At 61.4% G+C, this 24,440-nt stretch carries 20 protein-coding genes and 1 tRNA gene; 7 read left to right on the top strand and 14 right to left on the bottom strand.

Annotated features, from left to right (window positions below; genetic code table 11):
• Positions 1-39: 39 nt before the first annotated feature.
• Positions 40-1,563 (top strand): glycoside hydrolase family 32 protein, encoded by a 1,524-nt coding sequence (locus tag DKK74_RS02305; protein WP_110412566.1) that lies wholly within the window; start codon positions 40-42, stop codon positions 1,561-1,563.
• 232 nt (positions 1,564-1,795) lie between these two features.
• Here the strand turns inward: DKK74_RS02305 and DKK74_RS02300 are convergent, their stop codons facing one another.
• The 9 genes from DKK74_RS02300 to DKK74_RS02260 form a co-directional block, all read right to left on the bottom strand.
• Positions 1,796-2,992, bottom strand: a complete 1,197-nt coding sequence (locus DKK74_RS02300; protein WP_110412565.1) for an MFS transporter — start codon at positions 2,990-2,992, stop codon at positions 1,796-1,798.
• A 92-nt stretch (positions 2,993-3,084) separates the two neighbouring features.
• Positions 3,085-4,515, bottom strand: coding sequence for an amidohydrolase (locus tag DKK74_RS02295; RefSeq protein WP_110412564.1), 1,431 nt, complete (start codon positions 4,513-4,515; stop codon positions 3,085-3,087).
• Positions 4,516-4,680: 165 nt separating this feature from the next.
• Positions 4,681-5,475, bottom strand: a complete 795-nt coding sequence (locus tag DKK74_RS02290; protein ID WP_110412563.1) for an isoprenyl transferase — start codon at positions 5,473-5,475, stop codon at positions 4,681-4,683.
• A gap of 3 nt (positions 5,476-5,478) precedes the next feature.
• The gene (gene recO / locus DKK74_RS02285; protein WP_110412562.1) at positions 5,479-6,201 is read right to left on the bottom strand and encodes a DNA repair protein RecO; all 723 of its coding nucleotides are present in this window, start codon (positions 6,199-6,201) and stop codon (positions 5,479-5,481) included.
• Positions 6,202-6,216: 15 nt separating this feature from the next.
• Entirely contained in the window at positions 6,217-7,869 is a 1,653-nt protein-coding gene (locus DKK74_RS02280) for an alpha/beta hydrolase (RefSeq protein ID WP_110412832.1), read from the bottom strand.
• A gap of 101 nt (positions 7,870-7,970) precedes the next feature.
• Positions 7,971-9,200, bottom strand: coding sequence for a flavodoxin-dependent (E)-4-hydroxy-3-methylbut-2-enyl-diphosphate synthase (ispG, locus tag DKK74_RS02275; protein WP_181414878.1), 1,230 nt, complete (start codon positions 9,198-9,200; stop codon positions 7,971-7,973).
• Positions 9,197-10,480 carry a 1-deoxy-D-xylulose-5-phosphate reductoisomerase gene (gene dxr, locus DKK74_RS02270; RefSeq protein ID WP_258334416.1) on the bottom strand — a complete coding sequence of 428 codons (1,284 nt, stop codon included), beginning with the start codon at positions 10,478-10,480 and terminating at the stop codon, positions 9,197-9,199. The genes ispG and dxr overlap by 4 nt, the downstream gene beginning before the upstream one ends.
• Positions 10,477-12,249, bottom strand: coding sequence for a DivIVA domain-containing protein (locus DKK74_RS02265; protein WP_181414877.1), 1,773 nt, complete (start codon positions 12,247-12,249; stop codon positions 10,477-10,479). The genes dxr and DKK74_RS02265 overlap by 4 nt, the downstream gene beginning before the upstream one ends.
• 100 nt (positions 12,250-12,349) lie before the next feature.
• A tRNA-Val gene (locus DKK74_RS02260) sits at positions 12,350-12,423 on the bottom strand.
• 120 nt (positions 12,424-12,543) lie between these two features.
• Here DKK74_RS02260 and DKK74_RS02255 point away from each other — a divergent pair.
• Complete coding sequence (locus tag DKK74_RS02255; RefSeq protein WP_110412560.1) at positions 12,544-14,088, top strand: MDR family MFS transporter; 1,545 nt, start codon at positions 12,544-12,546, stop codon at positions 14,086-14,088.
• Positions 14,089-14,235: 147 nt separating this feature from the next.
• On the opposite strand, the gene DKK74_RS02250 is transcribed toward DKK74_RS02255, so the two are convergent.
• The gene (locus DKK74_RS02250) at positions 14,236-14,652 is read right to left on the bottom strand and encodes a DUF3052 domain-containing protein (protein WP_024627263.1); all 417 of its coding nucleotides are present in this window, start codon (positions 14,650-14,652) and stop codon (positions 14,236-14,238) included.
• A gap of 51 nt (positions 14,653-14,703) precedes the next feature.
• Complete coding sequence (locus DKK74_RS02245) at positions 14,704-15,570, bottom strand: S16 family serine protease (protein WP_110412559.1); 867 nt, start codon at positions 15,568-15,570, stop codon at positions 14,704-14,706.
• A 94-nt stretch (positions 15,571-15,664) separates the two neighbouring features.
• Between DKK74_RS02245 and DKK74_RS02240 the strand changes: the two genes are divergently transcribed.
• A complete protein-coding gene (locus DKK74_RS02240; protein ID WP_110412558.1) occupies positions 15,665-17,317 on the top strand; it encodes a zinc-dependent metalloprotease in 1,653 nt (550 codons plus the stop codon).
• 46 nt (positions 17,318-17,363) lie between these two features.
• On the opposite strand, the gene DKK74_RS02235 is transcribed toward DKK74_RS02240, so the two are convergent.
• Positions 17,364-18,863 carry an ATP-dependent helicase gene (locus tag DKK74_RS02235; RefSeq protein WP_181414876.1) on the bottom strand — a complete coding sequence of 500 codons (1,500 nt, stop codon included), beginning with the start codon at positions 18,861-18,863 and terminating at the stop codon, positions 17,364-17,366.
• 95 nt (positions 18,864-18,958) lie between these two features.
• Between DKK74_RS02235 and DKK74_RS02230 the strand changes: the two genes are divergently transcribed.
• Positions 18,959-20,599: a phosphotransferase family protein gene (locus tag DKK74_RS02230; RefSeq protein WP_110412828.1), complete on the top strand. Its 1,641-nt coding sequence runs from the start codon at positions 18,959-18,961 to the stop codon at positions 20,597-20,599.
• Between the two features lie 89 nt (positions 20,600-20,688).
• The gene (locus tag DKK74_RS02225; RefSeq protein WP_046322632.1) at positions 20,689-20,928 is read left to right on the top strand and encodes a DUF3107 domain-containing protein; all 240 of its coding nucleotides are present in this window, start codon (positions 20,689-20,691) and stop codon (positions 20,926-20,928) included.
• Positions 20,929-20,992: 64 nt separating this feature from the next.
• On the opposite strand, the gene DKK74_RS02220 is transcribed toward DKK74_RS02225, so the two are convergent.
• Complete coding sequence (locus DKK74_RS02220; RefSeq protein WP_110412557.1) at positions 20,993-21,880, bottom strand: PHP domain-containing protein; 888 nt, start codon at positions 21,878-21,880, stop codon at positions 20,993-20,995.
• A 71-nt stretch (positions 21,881-21,951) separates the two neighbouring features.
• On the opposite strand from DKK74_RS02220, the gene DKK74_RS02215 reads away from it, so the two are divergent.
• Positions 21,952-22,584 (top strand): vitamin K epoxide reductase family protein, encoded by a 633-nt coding sequence (locus DKK74_RS02215; RefSeq protein ID WP_110412827.1) that lies wholly within the window; start codon positions 21,952-21,954, stop codon positions 22,582-22,584.
• Here DKK74_RS02215 and dapF read toward each other — a convergent pair whose 3' ends face one another.
• Positions 22,585-23,550, bottom strand: coding sequence for a diaminopimelate epimerase (gene dapF / locus DKK74_RS02210; RefSeq protein WP_110412556.1), 966 nt, complete (start codon positions 23,548-23,550; stop codon positions 22,585-22,587).
• Between the two features lie 67 nt (positions 23,551-23,617).
• Here dapF and murI point away from each other — a divergent pair, with 67 nt between their 5' ends.
• Positions 23,618-24,403: a glutamate racemase gene (murI, locus tag DKK74_RS02205; RefSeq protein ID WP_110412555.1), complete on the top strand. Its 786-nt coding sequence runs from the start codon at positions 23,618-23,620 to the stop codon at positions 24,401-24,403.
• Positions 24,404-24,440: the final 37 nt, after the last annotated feature.

Raw genomic sequence — 24,440 nt, 5'->3', positions numbered from 1 at the left:
ACCATAATCAGGACCCATCCAACCCGAAAGGATTCAAGGATGAACCAGTCAGTAACCAAGGAAAACGCCGATATGAGCGCTCAGCTGGACAAGGCCCAGAAGAGCATCGATCGGCTCTTCGCCACCCGCAATGACCGCTGGTATCCCCAGTGCCACATCGCCTCCAAAGCCGGATGGATCAACGACCCCAACGGTCTGACCTACTACAAGGGGCGCTATCATGCCTACTTCCAGCTCAACCCGTACGGGAGCGAGTGGGGAAACATGCACTGGGGGCATGTATCCAGCACCGACCTGGTCACCTGGCGGCGCGAGCCCCTGGCCATGGCGCCCACCCTGGAGGTCGAAAAGGACGGGGTCTTCTCCGGATCAGCCGTGGTGGGCGACGACGGCCGTCTGACCATCTACTACACCGGTCACCGTTGGCGCAATGGGGTCAACGATGATGAAGGCAACCTCCAGGAACAGTGCATGGCTGTCTCCTCCGACGGCATCCACTTCGAAAAGAAGGGTGTCGTGGTCCCCTGCCCCGACGACAAGATCCTGCACTTCCGCGATCCCAAGGTGTGGAAGATGGGCGGGCTCTGGTACATGGTCTTCGGAGTCAGCACCCCTACCCATCGGGGCGAGATCTGGATGTATACCTCCAATGACATGGAGCACTGGACCTTCGACCGGGTGGTCTACCGGCACCCCGACCCAGAAGTTTTCATGCTGGAATGCCCCGACATGTTCCCCCTGGAGGACAAGTGGGTGATCTGCTACTCGGCCATGGGCCTGAAGCCTCACGGCTTCGAAGCCCGCAACCATAACAACGCCGGCTATGTGATCGGCAGCTGGCAGCCCGGCGGTGACTTCCATCAGGAAACCGAGTTCCACCTCTGGGATGACGGCCATAACTTCTATGCACCGCAGACCTTCCAAGCCCCTGACGGCCGCAGACTGGTCTTCGGCTGGATGAGCCCCTTCACCGAACCTATTCCCATGCAGGAGGATGGCTGGTGCGGCCAGTTCACCGTGCCGCGCGAAGTCACTCTGGCTGGTGATCATCTGCGCTGCCTGCCGATACGCGAGTTCTCCAACCTGGACCAGGACCAGAAGGACTTCGGGCACATCGAGCTGGAGGTCAACGGCAGCCAGGATCTGGTGGACGACGCGCAGACCGCTGATATCAATATGGAGATCGATCTGAACAAGTCCCAGGCCGAGCGCATCGGCCTGGAGATCCACAGGACACAATCCGGCGACCATACGCTGGTCTGCTATGACGACCAGCTTGGCCGCGTGGTGCTTGACCGCCACTGCAACACCTACGGGGACCGAGGCTACCGCACAGCTCCCGTCGACAGGTCCTCGGGCAAGCTCAAGCTGCATATCATCGTGGACCGGGGCTCGATCGAGGTCGTCGTCAACGACGGGCTGGAGATCATGTCCTCCTACTCCTTCCCCGCCGAAGGGCCGCGCGGCATCCGCCTGATCGCCGAGTCCGGCGAGGGCAAGGCCCTGATTGGCTCCCTCTCCATCGCCAAATTGGACACCATCTGGGAGCAGCCGGATCGCTGACCCAACTCATATAGTCGGCATAGAAAGGCCCGTCCCTGAAATTACTCAGAAACGGGCCTTTCTCTTGCAAACCTCAATTTTCAGCATCCGTGGTCAGAACCGAAGAATCTGAGATCCCGGAAGAAGCGATCCTTTGGCAGTGACTCCTTGCCATAAATCGGCAGTCATGACTCGGCCTCAGACGTTTGATCTTCGGAACCGATGCCTGAACGAGGCCACCTCAACCTCGGCTTTACTTGCCTACCTTGACCAGCAGAGCCATCAGCCCTGAGGCGATGGCTGCCGCGCCCATGAAGAGGAATGCTCCGACGAAGGAGCCGCCGGCTGCCTTGACCAGGTAGCCGATGATCATGGGAGCCAGGAATCCGCCCAAGGTGCCGCCGGTGTTGATGATGCCTATGGCGGAGCCGATGATGTGCGGGTCCATGATCTTGTGTGGCCAGGTGAAGATGCCGGTGAAGGCCACCACAGAGACGCAGGAGACCAGGATCAGCAGCAGGAGGGAGAGCCAGATGTTGCGCGAGAAGACAAAGCAGACAACCAGGACGGCACTGATTACCCCGGCGCCCAGGATGGCCACCTTCTCCCTGCCCAGGAAGAGCTTCGAGAGCAACTGACCGGCATAGATGGTGGCGACGGTCGTGAATACCGAATTGACCGCCAGCAGGATGCCGGCCTGACCAATCGAGAGCCCGAAGGTGTTTTTGATAAAGGTGGGCATCCAAGAAATATTGCCGTACAAGAGGATGTTGAGCAGGAGCATGGCCACGAAGAGGACCAGCACGTTCCGGTTCTTCAAGACCTCGAGGAACCCTGCCCCCTTGGCTCCCGGCTTCAGGTCGACTTCGGGCTGGCGAGGCTGGAAGGGCACAAAAATCAGGATGCAGACAAAGGCCAGCAGATAGAGAGTGCCCAGCACGCCATAGGCCAAATGCCAGTTGATGGCAACCAGGTTGGCTCCCAGAACGAAGGCTAGAATGCCGCCGATGCCCGAGGTCGACAGGATGAGGGACTGTACGAAGGTGCGCCGTTCCTGGGGGAAGTTCTCCGCAATCGACTTGGAGCAGGAGGGCGGATAGCCGCCGTGGCCCATGCCAGCGAAGAATCTGACGATGATGAAGAAGGCCAGACCATTGGCCAGGCCGAACAGGTAGCTGAACAGACCGATGATGATCATGGAGGCCATCAGCACACGCTTGGCCCCAAGCCGGTCGGCCAGCCAGCCGCTGGGTATCTGCATGAGCGAGTAGCCCAGGAAGAAGGCCGACATGATGATGCCTGTCTGCCCCGAGTCAAGGTGGAACTGCTCGGAGATGGGGATGATGGCGGTCGAGATCATGTTCTTGTCCATGTACACGATCGAGTAACCGGCCATCAGGGAGAAGATCAGCGTTCCGCTCGCCGTTTTCGAGGATTGCTTTATTGCCATTGGTCTGTCATCCTTCAGTCGAAGTCGACCGCCGCCGGGCAAAGTGATCCGCATGGATCACTGGGGCCGGCGGCAGCCGAACGGTAGGTAGGTCAGTGGGGCATCACATCGTCAGGGATGACGACCTTGTACTCCTGGCCGGCGAAGGTCTTGTCGAAGTCCTCCTTGGCGGCCTTGACCAGGTCCGGGCTAGTAAACGCATCGTAGGCGGTCAGGGCCAGGGTCTTGCCTGCAGCCAGCAGACCCTTGTGGGCCACCGAGGACTTGCCGTTGGCCGCCCACTGCCAAGAATGAGCAGAGGTGCCCTGGGGCTCGAAACCGCCGCTGAACTGGGCGGTGGGTGTCTGCCAGCTGACATCGCCGACGTCGGTGGACCCCGATGCCGTATCGGTGAAGGCCAGCGGATACTTCTTCAGGGCCATGGTGGACTCGGCCATCTTCCTAACTTCCTCATCCGGAAGATCAGGGAAGGCAGCCTTGGTGCGGCTGAGCACCCGTTGCTTGCCGGCCTCGGGGACCGTGTCGGTGTAACGGCGTTCGTAGTCCAGCTCCTGCTGGTCCAGAGACAGGGGACCGACGAGGCCCAAGTTCCTGTCTATAGCTTCGGTCAGCGGATGGTTGGGAATGAAGTTGTAGCAGGCTGCGTCGAACTCCTCCTTGACCTGGGTCTCGGTCATCAGGGCCGCACCCTGGGCGATCTTCTCCACACGCTTGAAGAGATCCTGAGCCTGATCCATCCTGGGAGCGCGCACGAAATAATAGAGCCGGGCATGGGACTGCACCACATTGGCCGACTCGCCGCCTGCGTCGATGAAAGCGTAGTGCACGCGGGCCTCATCGATCATGTGCTCACGCAGGAACTGCACTCCCACGTTCATCAGCTCCGCGGCATCCAAGGCGCTCCGGCCCAGCTCTGGGGCCGCAGCCGCGTGGGCCGGCACGCCGGTGAAGTCGAAGTAAGCCTGCAGGACTGCCAGACTGGAGGAGCCCCAGGCCTGGGTCACATCCGAGGGGTGCCAGGACAGGGCCAGATCCAGCCCGTCGAAAACCCCGTCCCTGGCCATGAAAGCCTTGCCGTAACCCGACTCCTCAGCCGGGCAGCCGAAGACCTTGATGGTCCCCTTGATCCCCTTCTCCTCCATGAAGGTCTTGATCCCGACTCCGGCCGCGACGGCTGCCATACCCAGAATGTTGTGACCGCAGCCTTGCCCGTTGCCGCCTTCGACCAAGGGCTTGTGCTCACCTAGATCAGCCACCTGGCTGAGGCCTCCCAGGGCGTCGTATTCGCCGGTGATGCCAATCACAGGACGGCCCGAGCCCCAGGTCGCCACGTAGGCATAGTCCATATGGCCCACGCCCTTTTCGATGTCGAAGCCCTCCTGCTCCAGCACCTTGTAGTGCTGCTGGACCGACTCCTTCACGGCAAACCTGGTCTCGGGAGTACCCCAAATATGGTCGGCGGCCTCAATGAACTCCTGTGACTTATCTTCGATGATCTGCATGATGCGTTGCTTGTCGTCCACGCCTGTCACTCCTTCGCTTCGTTTGCTGCCCTGATTTCCACAGCGGATATGGATTGCTCCGCTGCGATAAGACACAGACTACCTTTCAAGGGCATTGCAAGAGTGTTCAGACATGTAAATTTGGACGACTATAGTTAACTTCACAAATCGTGAGGCCTTGTTTTCTCAGGCATTCTCTACGCCACCGAAGCGCCTGTCCCTGTGGATGTAATCGTCAATGGCCCGCCAGAGCACCTCCCGCCCGCAGTCGGGGAAGAGCTCAGGCACGAAATCCAGCTCCGCGTATGCCGCCTGCCAGGGCAAGAAGTTGGAGGTGCGCTGCTCCCCCGAGGTGCGCAGGACCAGGTCACAGTCCGGTATGTCGGGGTTGTAGAGATGCTGGGCGATCATCTTTTCGGTCACCTTGGAACCTTTGATCTGCCCGGCTGCCACCTCCCGGGCAATGTCGGTGGCTGCATCGGCCAGCTCAGCCCTGCCACCGTAGTTGATGCAGAAGATCACATCGATCCTGGTGTTGTGCCGGGTGCGCTCCATGGCCGCCTCCAGCTCGTCAATGACCGACTTCCAGAGCCGGGGCCGACGGCCCGCCCAGCGCACGCGCACTCCCCAGTCATCCATCTGGGCCACCCGACGGTGGATGATGTCTCGGGAGAAACCCATCAAAAAGCGGACTTCGGCCGGCGAGCGCTTCCAGTTTTCTGTAGAGAAGGTGTACAGGCTCAGGTATCGAACTCCAGCCTCAATGGCCCCGGCTATGGTATCAAAGACCACCGGCTCGGCGGCCCGATGACCCTGGGTGCGCTCCATGCCCCTCTGCTTGGCCCAGCGGCCATTCCCGTCCATGATCACACCCAGATGACGCGGGACTGAACCCTCGGGAAATTGTGGGATTCGTCCTGGGTCGGAGAAGGGGGCTGCAGGTACGTCCAGAGAGGTGTAGTCGACAGGGTCAAAGCTCATGCTTTAAGAATCTAATAGCCGCAAGGACCTGATGGGCCGCTCCAGGTAATATTCGCCCCATTTCTCGACAAGACCATCGCAGAGGGGGGTTGAGTCCTTGCCGTCCAGCTTGGACCAATCCCCGCTGCTCAGCGCCCGGAAACGGGTCAGGGTGGCAGGATCCACCGCCACGGCGTCAGTAGGCCTGTCCCGACTGCAGACCACCCCGCCGCCGGGCACAGAAAAGTGGGTCAGCTGGTCTGTCCGTCCGCAGACGATGCAGGAATCCAGCCGGGGCCGCCAGCCCGCCAGCGCCAGGGAGCGCAGTAGGTAGGAGGAGCCGATGTCACGGGGGTCATGTCGATGACCTGCCAGGCTGGCCAGGGCGGAGACCAGCAGACGGTATTGCTCCGGGGCCGGCTCGTGCTCACCCACCACGAGCTTGTCGGCGGTCTCAAGCATGACGCCCCCGTTGGCGTAGAGGTCGTAGTCGGCGCATATTGCATCCGCATAAGGGGCTATGCAGACCGCCTGTGAGACGATGTCCAGGTTGCGGCCACGGGAGATGAGCAAATCGTCACGCATGAAAGGCTCCAGCCGCGCACCAAAGCGGGACTTGGTCCGTCGCACCCCCTTGGCCACAGCCCTGACCTTGCCGTGCCCCCTGGTCAGAATGGTGACGATCCGGTCGGCCTCGCCCAGTTTGACAGTTCTGAGGACCAAGCCCTCGTCACGATAGATGGCCACGACGGACCCGTCCTCTCATTGGTAGATGAACAGGCCCCAGAAGGCGAAGATCAGCAGGACTCCGAACATGGCCAGGGTGGTGACGATGAAGATGGCAACGCCAAAGCGGGTGGAAGCCAGAACAGGCCTAGGATCCATGTTCCGCATCTGTTGGCGCAGACTGGGGCCACCGGCCTTGCTTGTGCGGACCTGGTCGGGCAGCCGGTCCAGGCCCCTCAGGGAGGCTACTTCGACCATGCGGGCGAAGGTGCGCGACCAGGCCCAGATGACCAGGGCGCAGACCACCTGGATGACCGGCCAGCTCCAGTAGCTGACCCCAGCCTGGTCAGGCACGCCGCCCCAGCCCAGGCGTACCACCGCCATGATGACCTGACCCAGACCAGCTCCGAAAAGGACCAGGGTGGCCAGAGTAGTGCCGGTGATGGTGACCAAGGTGCCGCCGAAGCCATGACTGAAGCCCAAGACCGGGTCCTTGCGTCGGCGCAGACGGAACAACTTCATCAGACCGGCCACCACGGCCATAATCAGAGCCGCCAGCAAAAGAACCAAGGTCAGCAGGTGCAGGACCAGCATATAAATGGTCAGTGAGCGCCGCCCCCGCAGGTCAGTAGGCACGGCAATGGACTGGTGGATGGTGGCCCCGCCAACGCTAGGACTGGTCTGATGCAGGCCATGGACCTGACCCACCGCCCAGTCAATCATGTCCTGCTGGTAGTGGTCGGCTAGGGGCGTGCCGGTCTGGGCCTCATCCCCCAGCCGCAGCACATGGTTGGAGACGGGGTAGGACCGCACAGTTACGTTCTCATTGCCGGAGGCGTGGGCCTGGGAAAGAACGCGTTGCACCCCTTCAACCTGGGCAGTCATGACATCCTTGGCCCCGTAGGCCAGCAGGGTGGGAATGGCATAGGTGTAGCGGTCGGTAGGGTCTATGTCCAGATTGTTCAGGCCCAAGAGGGTGGCATCAGTGCTGAAGAGCCGACGGACCACCGACTGATAGCCCTGGTTGGCCCCGGCAATTGCAAAATCCTGGGCCACGAAGAAGCCCATAGCATGCCGTGGTGAATAGACCATGGGACTCAGCAGGATCTGGAAGGCGATCCTGTGGTCCATGGTCAGCAACATGGCGGCGATCCAAGTGCTCTCGCTGGTGGCATAGATGCCTACCTTGGATGCATCCACATCAACCCGGTCGCGCAGCAGATTGGCAACCCGCTCGTAGGCCCTGGCTGAGGCTGGATAATCCCGGTCAGCATCCGTCGTAGACCAGACCGGCTTGTCCAGCACGGCAGTGACGAAGCCAGCAGAGGCCAAGGTCCGGGCTACGTCTCCGAAGGAATTGTCGCAGGTGCCGTAACCGGCGCCGTGCATGAAAACTACAGCCGGCCTATGGCCTGAAGCCCCCTGAGGGGTGCGAATCAGTATTCGGATGCGTTGGCGCTCGCCCGTGGCAGGCCTTTCCACGCTCAGTTCCTGGTGGCGGGATTCAACCTGGTACTGCCCCATGGCATCCTTGGCAACTCCGGCAGGCCAGTCGAAAGTAACCGCGGTGTCTGGAGACAGGGTAGGGAAATTCTGATCCACTGGTTCGTATTTCCAGGGGACGGCAGTCAGGTGGGAGACAGAGACCAGCAGACCCATGAGGATGACGAAGACAGGCAGGCTGGTCATCATCCGCCTGACTCTGCTCCACCGGCTTGCGGGGAGGGAACGTTCAACCTCTTGGGACACGACGGCCATTGTAACCGGTGGCGAGGATGGTGCTTACGCGCTCAGCTGGCACGGCCGGTGACCGGAACCACCATGGGCCCTACCTCCGGCAGGGTTTCACCCTGAACTGCCGCCTTGGCATCCATCTGAGCGGCGATTTCCTTGGCCCGTTCCAGCAGGGTGGGGACGATCTGATCCTCGGGCACGGTCTGAACCACCTTGCCCTTGATGATGATCTGGCCCTTGCCGTTGCCCGAAGCCACCCCAAGGTCAGCCTCCCTGGCTTCACCTGGGCCGTTGACGATGCAACCCATGACGGCCACCCGGATGGGGGCGGTGATGTCCTTGAGACCCTCGGTCACTTCCTTGGCCAGCTCGATCACATCCACCTGGGCCCTGCCGCATGAGGGGCAGGAAATGATGTCGAAGTGACGCTGGCGCAGCCCCAGATATTCCAGAATCTTGCAACCCACCTTGACCTCTTCCACAGGCGGTGCGGACAGGGATACCCGGATGGTGTCGCCGATGCCCTCAGCCAGGAGCGCGCCGAAGGCCAGGCAGGATTTGATGGTCCCCTGCCAGGCTGGTCCGGCCTCGGTCACGCCCAGGTGCAGGGGCCAGTCGCCCTTGGATGCTAGGAGCCTGTAGGTCTGCACTGTGGTAACGGGATCGTGGTGCTTAACAGAGATCTTGAAGTCGTGGAAACCCACGTCCTCGAACATGTGGGCCTCTTTCAAGGCCGATGCAACCAGGGCTTCGGGGGTGGGGCCGCCGTAGCGGGCGTAGATATCCTTGTCCAGACTGCCGGCGTTGACTCCGATACGCAAGGATATGCCTGCATCCGTGGCAGCCTTGCAGATCTCGGGGCCGACCTGGTCGAACTTGCGGATGTTGCCCGGGTTGACCCTGACGGCTGCGCAGCCCGCATCGATGGCCTGGAAAACGTACTTGCTCTGGAAGTGGATGTCGGCGATGACCGGGATGGGCGACTTCTTCGCAATGATTGGAAGCGCGTCGGCATCATCCTGGCTTGGCACAGCCACCCGTACGATGTCGCAGCCGGCGGCGGCCAGCTCAGCGATTTGTTGAAGTGTGGCATTGATGTCCGCAGTGACCGTGTTGGTCATGGACTGCACCGAAATAGGGGCTCCCCCGCCGACCGGCACAGGTCCCACCATGATCCTACGGGAACGGCGACGAGGATGCAGCGGAGTCTGACTGATGGCCTGCTCGCCTGTCTTGCGGAACCCTTGGGAGGATGCTGACTGTTCGGTCTTGGGAATGCTACTCACGCTGTCATGTCTATCAAAGCATCGGCCCTTTGGCGTGCCTCACGCTCGACTTGCTCCATTACCTCCACGGATGTGAATGTTCCCGGAAGATGCGTTTCCATGGCATTCATGACCGTACGGATAGTTTCGACGATGTCCAGATAAGGCAACCGGTGATTCAGGAAGGCCCGGACCGCCTGCTCGTTGGCGGCATTGAAGACCGCAGTCATGGGCTCGCAGCTTCCCAGAGCCCGCCTGGCCAGGTTTACCGCCGGGAAGGCCTCGTCATCCAGCGGCTCGAAAGTCCAAGTGCTGGCCTTGGACCAGTCGCAAGCTGCAGCCACATTGTCAAGACGGGCAGGCGCCGACAGGCCCAAGGCAATGGGCAGACGCATGTCAGGAGGCGAGGCCTGGCTTATGGTGGCCCCGTCCTGGAACTGGACCATGGAGTGGACCACAGACTGGGGGTGGACCACCACGGTGATCCGCTCAGGCTCGATGCAGAAGAGCCGGCTGGCCTCGATAACCTCTAGACCCTTGTTGACCATAGTGGAGGAGTTGATGGTGACCACCGGACCCATGGACCAGGTGGGATGGTTCAGGGCCTGCTCAGGGGTGACCTCGCGCATGGCTTGGCGGCTCCAACCACGGAAGGGACCACCTGAGGCAGTGACCACCAGACGGGCAACCTCTCCGTGCTGCCCCGAACGCAGGGACTGCCAGATGGCCGAATGCTCGGAGTCGACCGGGTTAATCTGGCCCGGCCTTATCTCGGCGTCAAAGAGCAGATGGCCGCCGGCCACCACCGATTCCTTGTTGGCCAGAGCCAGCTGGGATCCGGCCTGCAGGGCCGCGATGGACGGACGCAGACCGACCGATCCGGTGATGCCGTTGAGGACCAGATCGCTGCCGGAACCGGCCAGAGCCTGGACCGCCTCCATGCCTGCCTCTATCTGGATACCGGTCAATCCCAAGGCATTGAGAGCCTGCTGCAGGGCCGGAACCCGGGCCTTGTCGGCCAGAGCCAGACGGGTCACGCCAAAATCGCGGGCCTGGCGGGCCAGGAGCTCGACATGTGCGCCGCCTGCGGCCAACCCGGTCACCTGGAACCGATCCCTATGGCGACTGATCAGATCCAGGGCCTGAGTGCCGATGGACCCCGTGGATCCCAGGATGACCAGAGTGCGAGACTGGTCGGCATCGACCCTGGGCGACCAATCCACCAAGGTACGTTCTCGTCCGACTGACAAACCGTCCTGCCTGCCTTCACTGCCTGTATTCACTGCTGTCAGATGACTCATCGACCGCCTTTATCCTGCTCCCCCTCATCACCGAAGGCTGGGAACGAAATATCGGGGATGTCCAGGTCCATCTTGGGCAGATCCTGGTTGAGCAGGGAAGCCAAGTAGGAATCCGGGTCCCGGTCCTGCTTATTCCCCTGCACGTTTTGCGAATACCGGGGCTTGGCCCAGTCGGGCGTATCCGTGCTGCTTCCGGTTGTTTCGGCCCAAGGACGTTCACGAGCCTCAGGCGCTGCAGGTGCTGGTTCCTCATAGCTGCCCAAGGGTCCGCCTGCGCCCAGGGGGCCATCGACGAAGGGCGAAGAGATAATCGAGGTGGCACCTGGTGTAGACGAAGTGTCAGCGTCAGTACCTGCCGAGGCTAACACCGGTGATTCTGGCCTTGCAGAGGTGACGAACTCAGTCCCAGTCGAGGTGGAAGAAGTGGAAGCGACAGATGCCGAAGGAGTCTGCTGAAATACCGTCGGCTCTGGAGTCTGCGGTGCGAGAGAAGAGGAAGAAGGTGCCATAGAGTTGAACGGCACAGATTGTGCAGCCGACGCAGGTGTCGCTGGAGTGGTGCGGGTTGGCGCAGAGGCCGGGTCTGTAGCCGCAGGCGGCACGGAGGTGGGCATGACCGATTCCTGTTGACCGGAGACAGCGGGATTGGCAGGGGCAGCAGCAGATCCACCACCGAATCTGGCTGATGATGCCGATCTGGCAGAAGAAGAGGAAGGAGCTGCTGCCGCCGATGCTGAAGAAGGTGCACCAACACCAGTTGCACCGGCAGCTGTGGTCCCAGCACCCATTGCAGCCCCAGCGCCTTCCTGGGCCAGTCGCTGGTTGACCGCCGAAGCCAGAGCACTCAGAGAACTGTTGGGCTGCACCGTCGGCGTCGTAGGTGTCATCTTCGTGCTAGCAGCCGGAGCCTCGAAGATAGCCCGCTCTGCCTGGTGCAGTTGAGCGAAATCATCCTGACTGCTCTGGTCGCTTGCAAGAGCGGAAGCATCAGGAATGCTCCAAGCGGGTGCCTGGCTCTGTCCGATCAGCGGCTGAACGCCAGAAGCCGAAGAGTCCTGCACCGGAAGTTGCGACTGCGCAGGAACAGCAGCGGGCGCCGTTGAACTCGCGCTGGCTCTTTTGGCCCTTTCGCTGACCCGCGCAAAGGACTCGAGCTGCTCCAGGAGCTCGACCGCCTTGGCCAGGAAGAAGTCCACCTGACGCTCGTCGTAACCTTTGGACCCTCGCCGCTGAGTGAAGATGACATTGGAGACGCGGTCAGCTGTGATGTCGGTGTTCTTCGGCTTGCCCGAGTCCGTCTTCCGCCCCTCCTGCAGGTTGAGCTGGTCAGAAGTCTTGTTGAGAACCTGCTCTATTAACCGCTCCACCTGCTTGCAATCGTATGAGGGCATACCGGCATCCCCGCGCTTGAAGACGCTGCCCGAAGGTCTGCCGGCATGGGCGGTCAGCTCTGATTGCAGACTGACCATTCTGGTCGTCCAACCATCCACCCCCACCCGGGCTATCTCCAGACTGGTCTGCCTATCGGAAATCACCCTCTCCAGTCGGGAGAGGGCAGCGTCTACCTGGGTGATGATATAGCCGTTCTTGCATAGGTCAAAGGAGGCATTGGCTATCTCCTCCTGGGTCAGATCAGGATCCTGGCTCTCATAAAGTGAGTGCGCCCGCTCCAGAAAGGCATCCACCTGCTTGGTGTCATATCCCCACTTGCGCTTGCCCGAGCGCGCGATGGTCGCCTCGGTTCCACGGGCATCAGGCTTAGCTGACATCAGGCATCGACCTCCTGACCTTTCTTGCCAACGATCGTCGTGCATCGATTCTACCTGAGCGTTAAGACTCGACTTCGGGCACGCCCCCTAAGGACACTTGTGGTCCCGCCCGGACTCGAACCGGGGACATCCACCGTGTAAAGGTGGCGCTCTAACCAACTGAGCCACGGGACCAGCACACTACCTTACCAGAATACACGGTGACAAGGCCGCACGGTGCGGCTATAATCCACTAGGAATTCGCGGCCATTGTCCGCAAACAAGAGCAATACACCATACAACAGGGGGTTCGGATTGTCACAGACAGTCGATACAGGCAGTGGCAGGAAGACCAATCGCACCCTGGTGACGGTGGCGGTCTTCATTGCCACCTTTATGACGGCTATTGAGGGGACCATCGTCTCCACCGCCATGCCCACCATCATCGGGGACCTGCATGGGCTGTCCATCATGAACTGGGTCTACTCCATCTATTTGCTCATGACGGCAGTCACCACGCCCATCTACGGCAAACTTTCAGACCGCTTTGGCCGCAAGCCGCTGCTGACCATCGGTCTGCTGGTCTTTGTGATCGGGTCCACCCTATGTGCACTATCCCAGTCCATGCCCCAGCTGATCGGCGCCCGTTTTCTGCAGGGCCTGGGAGCAGGTGCCATCCAGCCGCTGACCTACACGGTTCTGGCCGACATCTATCCACTGGACAAGCGGGCGGGCATGATCGGTCTGAACGGCTCGGCCTGGGGCATCGCCTCCATCATCGCTCCTCTGCTGGGAGGCTTCATCGTCCAGCAGATAAGCTGGCACTGGGTCTTCGCCATCAATGTGCCCATCGGACTGCTGGTCATCATCATGATCCAGCTCTTTCTGAGCGAGCATATCCAGGCGCGTGAAACCCGCGTCGACTACGTGGGCATCGGACTGCTCAGCATCTGCCTGATCTGCCTCATGCTCTGCCTGCAGAGCCTGGGTTCGGCGGGCGATGCGCGCATCACCCTGATCCTGGCTGTGGCCACCGTGGTCACCTTTGCCCTGCTTCTTCATGTGGAGGGCCGCCAGGAGGATCCCATCCTGCCCCTGCGCCTCTTCCGCATCAGGACCTTCGTCATCCAAAACATCTGCATGCTCCTGGTGGCCGGATTCCTCATGGGCTTCGACACCTACATGCCCATCTGGATGCAATCCGTGCTGGGAATGAATCCCTCCCTGGGCGGCTTTGTAGTCACCCCATCCTCCATTCTCTGGCTCCTGGGCGCCTACCTGGCCGGACCGCTGACCATGCACCACCCGCCGCACCGAGCCACCAACATTGGCCTATCCTTCATCCTGACGGCCTGTGTCTGCTACATAGCCGTCCCCCAGGCCACAGCCTACTGGGTTTTTCTGGTCATCTCGGCCGTGGTCGGCTTCGGCTTCGGCCTGACCATCACCACTTCAACCATCACCGCCCAGAGCGTGGTGCCCGCAGGCGACGTGGGCGCCTCGACCAGCTTCAACACCCTGGCCCGTTCCCTGGGGCAGACCCTGATGGTCTCCATCTTCGGCATCGTCATGAACACGGTCATCGCCCGCGAAGTGCCTCAGCATAAGGGGCTGACCGAGGACATGATGAATAGCATGATCAATCCAGCCACGGCAGGGAGCATCCCTTCACACCTGCTCGGCCCGGCCCGTACTATCGTCTTCGACGGCCTGCATTGGATCTTCCTGGTGGGCCTGGTCATCCTGATCATGGCCCTGGTGGCCAACCTCTGCGACATACGCTCGCGCACCCTACTGGCCGAGTATCAGAACAAGGCCACGACGGCGGCTCCTGCCATTGATGAGAAAGGTGCGCAGTAAGGACCGAGGCCAATCGGATTCCTCCGGGAATTCCTTATGAAAGACAGTGAGGTTGTAGGCATCGGTTAATCTCAATGTCCACAACCTCGTTCATTGGCGCTTATGCAATATGCCTGGCTGACGTAAGCGCCGGGACGGCTAGAAGTCTTACTTGCCCTTGCCGAAAGCTCGCAGCTGGGTTGCGTTCCAATCCTTGCTGACAGTGGTGGGCATCAGGGCATTCATGCCCGCGGTCTTGGCTGCATTGGAGACGACCCCTGGCGCCGATGCCCCCGGTCTGCCGGGTTTAGGAGTCAGCACCCAGAAAGGCGCACCCTTGTTGACCATGGCCGAGGCATCCATGATGGTATCTGCCAGATCGTCCTCGGCGTCGCCGTCTCGCCACCAGATGATGACCCCATCCACGGCTGCGTCATAGTCCTCGTCCACCAGCTCTTCGCCGGTCAGATCCTCGATCCTAGTCCGGATCCCGTCGTCGACATCATCGTCCCACATCCATTCCTGAACGATATCTCCGGGATGAAAACCGAACTCTTCCGCTGTATAGGTTGTAGTCTCAGCCACGGTTTCAGCATAACAAGACTGCCGGAATTCACCAATTGGACCGGCCTTGTCTTATTTGCCCTTGGTGGCCGTACAGTGTGGCAGCCCCTCCCCCTTGCCATGGCCGATGGCCACCAGGGCCTTGTAGGCCTCGTCCAAGGTCGATACCCGCACATCACGCAGCCCCTGTGGCACATGGCCTGCAACCTGTGAGCAGTTGGCCGCCGGGGCTAAGAACCAGGTGGCGCCGTCCCGCTTGGCGCCCAGCATCTTCAGTTGGATTCCACCGATGGCACCGACCCGTCCCTTCTGATCCATGGTGCCGGTTCCGGCTATGGTCAGACCGCCGGTCTCCTGCTCCGGAGTGATCTTGTCGATGGCCCCCAGGGTGTACATGAGCCCAGCAGAAGGACCGCCGATGTCAGCCACCCTCATGCTGAACTGAAGGCCTGAGACGTCATATCCTTGAGCCTTGAGGAAGGCCAGGGCCTGGGCCGAGGCGGCCTTCTGGGAGCCGTGCATGTCGCCCTGCTCCTGGCGCTTGTACTCCTCAACACTCTGCCCGGGAGGCACCACGGCCTCCTGGGGGAGCACCGTGGCGTGGGGGTCGGCCCAGCCCACCAGGGCATCCAGGTTGGAGGCCGGGTAGCCGGGGATTCCGCGGGCATTGACTGTGGTCATCAGCAGGCGACCCTTGTCATGGTGGACCTGACCACCCTTCACCTCGATGACCGGTGAGCCCTTTGAACTTCCCAGCACATCCTGAGTGGGTCCGGGCGTCTCGATGGTATAAGGCGAAGGAAGGAACAGCACCAAGAGAGCCAGAATGATCAGAAGACCGCCGACCAGCATTTTGCGGGTGGGTCCGCCAAGCGTCCCGATTCGCCTTTCGGGTGCGCCTGTGGCGCAGTGATCCGATTTCCCGTGCGGAAGTGTCATAGCTCCAATATTATGGTTGATGAAGACGATAATCCTGGCAGGTGCCAACCTTGACGGTGAACGACCTGCCTTGGCGAGGACTGGAAACAAAGCAATGGACGAGAATGCAATCCACCAATGGCTCATCGAGTGCTTCGGCCCGGTGCAGGGCGAGCTGGCCTGGAGTCAGTTCTCTCAGCTGCCTGAGTCCATCCGCTCCCAGATGGCGGCTCAGGGAGCCGATCAGCTGCCCAAACCCGCCGAGGTCCAGGCCCTGATTCAGGCTTTCACGGCCGGAGGGCTGAACACTCCGGCTGACATGCAGGCCCAGGCCGATCAGGGGCCCATCAACATTGCACTGGCCAAGAACATCGCCCTGGGGCGCACCAGGGCCGACCAGTCTGATACCACTGTCACAGCAGAGGACAGCGACCGGGTAGCCCGGGTCATGAGCGAGGCCAACCTCTGGCTGGACACCGTCTGTGCCTTTGACCCCGCCCCCGGCCAAACCGAAGCACTGACCCGTGCCGGATGGATCGAGGGTAGCATAGACGCCTGGGTCCAGTTCGCCTCACCGGTGGCCCAGGCGGTCAGCGAGGCCCTGACCTCCGTCATAAGCCAGCGCTTCCAAGGCTTCGACCAGGGCGAGATTTCTGGAATGTTCGCCGGACCTGTGCCCATTCCACTACCAGACAACCTCAAGGATCCCACCACGCTGATGAAGCTGCTGGGAAACACCTCTTTCGCCATGCAGCTGGGGCAGGCCGCCGGCGAGCTGGCCAAGGAGGTCCGCGGAGGATTCGACCAGGGCATCCCGTTGCTGAAGAACCCCGCCGGAGCCCTTATACCGCAGAACATCAAAGCCTACGCCAAATCCCTTGAATTGGATCTGGACGAAGTCACCCGCTACATGGCCCTCAAGGAGGCCGCCCACGCCCGGCTCTACGCCGCCGTCCCCTGGTTGATGCCGCGCTTCGAGGCCCTGATTGGCAAGTATGCCCGCGGAGTCTCCATCGACCTGGACGCCGTGGAGGACCAGCTGCGCGATGCTGAACAAATCAACCCCGAATCCATCGCCGGCGCCATCAACCTCAGCAATGTCGGCATCGAGGACACCCCTGAGCAGAAGGAGGCCCTGCACAGCCTGGGCGACCTGCTGGCCCTGGTCGACGGCTGGGTGGATTGCGTGGTATGGAACGCTGGCATGGCCCACCTACCCCACCTGGAGCAGCTGCGGGAGATGACCCGACGCGAGCGCGCCGTGGGAGGGCCGGCCGAACAGACCTTCGAGTCCCTGCTGGGCCTGCATCTTCATCCCAAGCAGCTACGTGAGGCCGCCGACCTCTGGGAGCGCATCACCGCCGACGAAGGGGTCCAGGGCCGTGACAGCCACTGGTCCCATCCTGATTTGCTGCCTTCCCTCCCCGTCAAGGAGGAATCCGACGAGGGTGGAGCTTCGACCTCTGCAGAGGGGCAATCCGAGCAGAAGGCCGACACTCCCGCCACCTCAGTGGATTGGGATGCCGAACTGGACAAATTGCTGAATGCCGAGGAGAAGGAATCCTCTACCAATCTGACCACCTCCGCAGACTCCGGAACTTCAGATTCTCAAGCTGCAGACTCCGACGCCTCTCATGACCAGGAACATTCGGACCACGAGACTCCCGGCAATCAGAAGAGCACTGGTACCGATTGCGAGGACACCGACGACGGTCACCCGGATCAGAACGACTCAGACAGGGGCGATTCAGAAAAGGACCAAACCTGAATCGCACACCCAATCCCCTGCGATTCGAAGATCAAGACGATAGCGCTCAGCGGTGAATGAACCGGCTGGGGGCGCGTCGGACGAAGGCGCTGCCATCCTTGTGCTCCGCATAGGAAAGGTGGAGGGTGTCCTCGGCCCGGGTCACCCCTACATACATGAGGCGGCGCTCCTCCTCCAGGGCATCCCCTTCCGGTGGTGAGCCAAAGGGAATCAGCCCCTCAGCACAGCCCACGATGAAGACATGGGCGAACTCCAACCCTTTGGCGGCGTGAATGGTGGAGACCGTGACCCTTCCCTGGCCCATGCCGCCCTCCAGCTGCTCCAGCACCTCCTGCTTGCTCAGATCGACCGACTGGTTCTGCCAGCCCGACTCCGTGCGCACCCGGTAACCGATTCCACGTTCGTGCAGGGCGCGGCAGATCAGGGTCTGCTGGGCGTTGATCCGCGTCAAGATTGCAAACTGGCTGGGCCGGGCCCCTTTCCGGACCATGGAGGCTATACGAGAGACCACTGCTCTAGCCTCATCACCATCGTCCTCATAACGGGTCATCGCAACCCTGCTGCCCTCCTGACGGGCTGAGGTCAGCTTCAGATAGTCGTCACGCACCGGCGAGCGCGCCAGAATGCCGTTGGCGTAATGGACCACCCTTCCCGTGGACCGGTAATCGGTAGACAGGTCCAAATCGGCCTTGATGCCCGGGAATTCCATAGGAAAGTTCAGCAAGTAGTAGGAAGTGGCCCCGGCAAAAGAGTAGATGGTCTGGGCCGGGTCCCCCACAACACACAGGTTCTGCCTACCGTTGAGCCAGAGTTTGAGCAGCCGGTGCTGCAGGGGCGAGACATCCTGGTACTCGTCCACAGTCAGCCAGCCGATTCGGTCTCGAATATCTGCAGCAGCCTGGCCGCCTTCTTCCAATATGTGACAGACCAACAGAAGAATATCGTTGAAGTCCATCTGATTATGGGCGGCCTTGGAGCTCTCGAAGACCGTGTACAAGTCGGCCATCCGATCAGCCTCCAGACCGGCCGGCGGCAGACGGTGACTGGCCGAGCAGACCCGAACATAGTCCTGGGGGGCGATCAGCCCCACCTTGGCCCAGTTGATCTCAGCAGTCAGGTCCCTGACCTGGCCCGGGTCGGCCTCCTGCCCGCAGACCCGTTGGTATGCGGAGGACACCAGGGGGCCCACATCTTCAATCAGATCGGGAGGGTAGGTCTCACTGACCTGGGGCCAGACCCGCCTGAGCTGGTGCAGGGCCGCCGAATGGAAGGTCGCCGCCTGCAGGGAGGACGACACGCCAAGCTTGGTCAAACGATCACGCATCTCGGCCGCAGCACGGACCGAGAAAGTCACTGCCAAGGTTCTGGATGGCTCCCAGCTACCGCTGGCGCAGGCATAGGCCATCCGCCGGGTTATGGTTCTGGTCTTGCCAGCCCCGGCCCCTGCGACGATCCGCACAGGCCCGTCAAGCACGGTAGCCGCCTGCCGCTGGGCGGGATCAAGTCCCTCCAGCAATCGTTTCTCATCCTCATGCACACCCCCCATTGTGTCAAAGGCAGGTATCATAACCGGCGGCGGCGTGCCCATGTGGTCAAGTGGACAACCGCATCCACAACAGTCCTTGTATTATCCTTGACAATGTGAGTGAACGAACGAAGCTGACCCTGGCCGCCCTGGCGTCGGCCGCCATGCCCGAGGTGCCCATGACCGGCGCGCGGGACTGCGACCAGCTCAGCAGCCTGGACCGTGCACAGGGCGTGGACTGTGCCGTGGTCCAGGACGCGACCGGCAACGTCTACGACGTCTGGGCCACCAGTTCGGAGGCCGGCAAACGCCGGCTGGCCGCTCGCGTCAAGGCGGCTCAGGCCCTGGCCGATGCCAAGGAGATGGCGGCCATGGGCTTCCGGGTCGAACGCATCCTGGCCTACCAGCCCGGCGAGAGGGCTGACAGTCCGACCGGCACCACAGCTGTTGCCGTTATGACCCACTGCCCAGGCCGAATCTGTCCCCTCCACCTGCTGACCATGAACGAATGCACCGCCGCAGGCACAGCCATCGGCGCCATCCATCGGGTGCGCCCTGATTTTCTGAAAACCCACGGCTATCCGGCCTTCTCCACTGCCCAGATCGCAGCACAACTGCGCGGATGGATCAAACGGTTGCGCATGGACGGCCACGTGCCCAAGGAAATCACTGATTCCTGGGCTTCCATTGTGGCAACCGAGGGACTCTGGTCCTTTGAAACTTGCACCGTGCACGGAGGCTTCTCCGACGGCGATCTGCTCTATTCAGATTCCGGACTCAGCGGGGTTTACGGATGGCAGGATATGCAGGTCAACGATCCTGCTCGGGACCTGGCCTGGATCTTCGCCAAGCTGGACGGGTCCCGCCGCAACGCTGTCATTGCAGCCTACGGCAGGATGATGGGGGCCCGGCTGGATGACCTGATCATGCTACGAGCCAATCTTTGGCTGCAAATGGAGCAGGTAGGCGAGTTCATCACCGCCCTGGATCATGCGGACAACGAGCGGATCATCCAATTCAAGGCCCAGGTTGAGCGTCTGGCCCAGCAGCTGGGCGATCACGAACAGGATCAACGCGCCCGTCGGCAGCAGAAGACGCCTAGTCCGTCATCCGCAGACGCACCTTCCACCATTACTGTGGGGACTCTGCTGGGTGACGATAAAGCTGAAGACTCCTCTGCAACCGAGGCACAGCAGAATCCGGCGCCAGAGCCGGACCCCGCCTCGGCAGATGCGTCGGGTGAAAGCTCGGCCACCATCGCCATCAACAGGGTGGAAATGGCTGACCTGGCTCTGGCCCAGACCGTCATGGACCACTCCGATGCCAGGAATAAGCCCATCAAGCAGGCCCAGAGCACAGACCTTGGCACCGACGCCCAACCCGAGCCACCAGCTGTTGCTTCCGTCCCCCAGGAAGAGGAATCAGGCCTGAGCGATCACTTCCGCGGCATCGGCAATCCGGTCACCGGCGACGAGGATACAAATGGCGAAGCGAAACCGCAGGCTGCAATGAGCGTTCCGTCCGCAGACCCGTCCGGGAACAATCAGCCTTCGAATGCCACTGAAGCGGGAGAGGACGCTTCCCAACCGGATGATGCATCATCAGCTCAGACCCTTCCAAGCAATCAGGCCGAGACCATCGTCATTCCCAAAAAGCCCTTGCCCGAACAGATTCCCACGCTCACTGCAGAGGGACAGACATCGGCATCGCCGCCGCAGACCGGCTCTGCCCAGGAGGAGTATCACGGGGACGCTTAGAGCGTAATCACCCGGGTCAGCGAATAATGAGACCGGAAGATCCGTAGACCGGCAGGTCTGGGCGACGGAGAAAAACCTTGGAGGTAGCAATGGATATCGAATTTGGCATCAAGAATGTGGCCCGCACGGTCAACTTCAGCACCAACGCCAAGGCGGACGAGGTGGCGGCCCACATCGCCCGGGCCCTGAATGAGGGCGGACCCATCGATCTGGTGGACGACAAAGGTCGGCACATCATCGTCCCCAAGGAGTCCTTGGGCTACGCAGTGGTCGGTTCCGACACCACCCATCCTGTGGGCTTCGGTGTCCTGGGAGGCTCCTCCGACTGAGAGTGTGATCGCCTGACGGGGGCGGCCGGATCCCTTTGGTCCGACCGCCCCCGATCTGTATCCACTAACCCTTCCAGGCCACCGGGCAGCTTCCCCGGGCCCTGTCCACGATTTGGGCCACCACCTGGTCACTGGTGCAGTTCTCCCCCATGCGATTTGGCTTGCCTTGACCGTGCCAGTCCGATCCTCCGGTCACCAGCAATCCCCAGCGCTGGGCCAGGGCCAGCAGTCGTCGACGCTGCTCGGGCGGATTATCCCGGTGCCAGACCTCCAGGCCTCCCAGCCCCTCCTTAGCCAATGCAGCGATCTGCTGGTCGGAGAGCAGAACAGGATTGCGGCTGACAGCACCGGGGTGAGCAATGACCAAGACACCGCCTGCATGGTTTACAGCTGCCAGCACCTGGTGGGTGGTCGGCGAGGGCGTAGGCAGGTAGTAAGGGCTGCTGGAGGAGCAAACCCCGGCGAAGGCCTGGCTCCGGTCGGAGTAGACACCGGCCTTGACCAGGGCATCGGCGATGTGCGGACGGCCCACCGTGGTCTTTGAACCCTCCTTGACCTGGTCCAGCACCTCCTGCCAGGTGATCGGGTAATCCCGTGAAATCCGCTCAACCATAGTCCTGGTTCTGGTCAGCCTGGCATCCCTGGTCTTGGCGAAGAGCCCGGCGATGACCGGATCCTCAGAGTCGTAAAGATAGGCCAGCATATGAACCGATACACGGCCATCCTGCGCGGTGATTTCAGTGCCTGGCAACAGGGGCATCCCCAAGTCCTTGGCCGCCTGACGGGCCTGATCCCAGCCCGCATTGGTGTCATGGTCGGTGATGGCCAGACCTTCCAGACCCAGCTGCTGCGCCTGCTCAACCATCCCCCTGGGCGTCACGGTGCCGTCGGAGAACACGGTGTGGCAGTGCAGATCCCAGCCGGAGGCCTTAGCAGTATCCTCATGCGTCATGCCTCCATCCTAAACTCGTGAACGATTCAGTGTCCCAGAGAAGCTTCCCGACCATTAAGGTGATGGACTCCATGAGCGAACCGACCTCTTCAACATCACTGCAACAAGGTGCCAGATCCTTCTTCAGCTATCTGATTGCCGCCTTGGCCTCACTTGCAACCCTCTACGCCAGCCTGGTCCTGTCAGCGGAAACCCTGCAATTGGCACGGCACCCCCAGGGCCAGCTCAGCTGTGACATCAACTCTGTGGTCTCCTGCTCTGCCGTGGCCCAGTCCCCCCAGGCCGAACTGATTCGCCTGGGCACCCTGCCGGTCCCCAATGCCTTTCTAGGATTGATGGCCGAATCTGTCTTCCTGACGCTGGCCGTAGTAGGCCTCTGCCGGATCAAGATGCCGGCGCTGCTGGCGGCGGGAACATGGTTCGCCTCGCTTGCCGCCCTGGCCTATGCACTCTGGCTGTTCACCCAGTCGCTCTTCGTCATCCACGCCCTCTGCCCCTGGTGCCTAGTCATGACCTTCGCCACCAGCTTGCAGTTCATGGCTTTCAGTCACGCCACGGTCGTCCAGCAGGGTCTGCCGCACAAGAGGCCAAAATGGCTGCAGACCTACTACCAGCAGCACTTCGATCTGATGGTCGACCTGATTTGGCTGGTCGCCCTGGCAACCATTGTTCTGGCCGTGGAAGGATCCGCCCTCTTCGGCTGATCAGCAACCGGGAATATTCTCCAGGGTCAGACGGGCCACCATTCTGGCCGGTCCTGTCAGCCACACATCCTTCGGATCCACGTCCACCTTCAGACTGCCTCCACCTACCTGAATGGTCCAGTGATCGACCCCGGTCAAAGCTCGAAGCAGCACTCCACTGGCGCACAAACCGGTCCCGCAGGACAAGGTCTCGCCTACGCCACGCTCATAGACCCTCATGCTGGCCCGACCGCTGCCATTATCAGTATTCAAGGCGTCCAGACGCAGGAATTCCACATTCTGTCCCTCAGCCAGCCCGGGCCTGACCCGCGGGGGAGCCGACAGATTTAGATCGCCCAGGTCAGGCAGATCAGCTCTGGGCAGCAGGTCGGTCACGGTCCCAGGCAGTCCCCCGGTCTCCAATTCGGCAGCGGCTGAAGCCAGAACGACTGCATGGGGATTGCCCATATCCACCAAGGTGCCAGGAGCCGAGCCTCTTAGGACCTCGCCGTCGACCAGCTGTTGCCCCACCGAGCCCAACCGCCAAGCTCCGACCTTGACCTTGAAGACATGCTCGCCATCGCACTTCATCGGACTGCGCGAGACAATCCGCTTGACCCCTGCCCGGGTCCCCAGCAGAAAGGAGGATCCCTCCATGGTCGGCGTCAGCCCCTGCTTCTGAGCGAAGAGGGTGACGGCTCGCGTCCCGTTGCCGCACATCTGCGCCAGTGATCCGTCCGCGTTGCGGTAGTCCATGAACCACTGACAGCCGAAACGGTCACAGGCATCCACCTGCTCCTGGTTCAAGTCGCTGACATCAGCCGGATGGGTCAGCCGGATCACCCCGTCGGCGCCGACCCCGAAATGTCGGTCGCACAGCCATCGCACTTGGTCGGCCGTAGGTTCCAGATCCCCCCGGGGATCGGAGTAGACCACGAAATCGTTGCCGGTGGCTTGCATTTTGTAAACAGTCCGGGGAATACTCATGCTTGTAGCGTACGGCCCTTCGGCGACAGGCTAGGCTGGTTCTTCGGCTGCGAAAGGAGCGGATCACATGGCATCAGATGCACCGATCGGGATCTTCGACTCCGGACTCGGCGGTCTGAGCGTCACCGCAGCCATCCAGAAGCTTCTGCCCCAAGAGAATCTGCTCTATTTCGGCGATTCCGCCTACGCCCCCTACGGCACCAAGGAGCCGGTCCAGATCGCCCAGCGCTGCCATGTCATCGGCGACCGGTTCATGGACCTGGGCGTCAAGGCCATGGTCATCGCCTGCAACACTGCTACCAGCGTCTGTGTGGATGAGATGCGCCAACGCTACCCGGTCCCTGTCATCGGCATGGAGCCAGCTCTGAAGCTGGCATGCACGCGAGGCGGAGGCCGACCCCAACGGGTTCTGGTCACGGCCACCCCGCTGACATTGAAGGAGGCCAAGTTCTCACGCCTGATGGCACGGTTTTCTGGCAGGCACACCATCCTCACCCAGCCCTGCCCAGACCTGGTAACCATTGTGGAGTCTGACAGGCTGAATGACCAGGCCCTGGTCGATGCCACCTTGCACCGTTACTTGGATCCCTATAATCTGCAGACTTTGGATGCCCTGGTTCTGGGCTGTACCCACTTCGTCTTCTTCCGCCAGTCCATCGCCCGCATCTGCCCACCGGACCTGGCACTGATCGACGGCAACCCTGGAACGGCCCGCCACCTCAAGGATCTGCTGGCCCAAGCCGATGCCCTTAACCTGGGCCCTGGCCCCGGCAGAGTACAGATCGTCAACTCTGATTCCTCACCGGACATGCTGGATCTGTCCAAGCGGTTGCTGGCCTCCTGCCACCCCTGAACGGCTTGTCCAACGTTCACGCATAAGCTGTCATCAA

Source organism: Bifidobacterium asteroides (assembly GCF_003202755.1).
In the GTDB taxonomy this organism is placed as follows: domain Bacteria; phylum Actinomycetota; class Actinomycetes; order Actinomycetales; family Bifidobacteriaceae; genus Bombiscardovia; species Bombiscardovia asteroides_F.
Note: the sequence above shows the minus strand (reverse complement) of the source record. Positions and strands in the feature narration are given on the sequence as shown.